This is a genomic window from Psychrobacter coccoides (assembly GCF_017498085.1).
Lineage (GTDB): Bacteria > Pseudomonadota > Gammaproteobacteria > Pseudomonadales > Moraxellaceae > Psychrobacter > Psychrobacter coccoides.
In genome coordinates, this window is sequence record NZ_JAGBKM010000080.1 from 1 (window position 1) to 221 (window position 221).

Genomic DNA, 221 nt, shown 5'->3' on the forward strand with positions numbered 1-221 from the left:
TTGGTGCGCCAGTTGAGTTTGGCTTTTTTAAACTGTTTACGGCTTTTGGCATGGGTTTCTGAGATGGCTTGTAGGGTTTGACTGTGCAGATTTAGGTATTCACCCGCCCCTTTGGTGTAGACAGCCAAATCATAAGCTGAAAAGAATTTGCCTGTGCGCTTAAGGTGTTTAAAACTTAGCTCATTAACGTAATTCCAGACAAAGTTAACCGCCCCAGCTAA

At 43.4% G+C, this 221-nt stretch carries 1 pseudogene; it reads right to left on the reverse strand.

Features of this window, described 5'->3' with window-relative positions:
• A pseudogene (locus tag J3492_RS13530) lies at nucleotides 1–221 on the reverse strand (RNA-guided endonuclease InsQ/TnpB family protein); the annotation flags it as partial.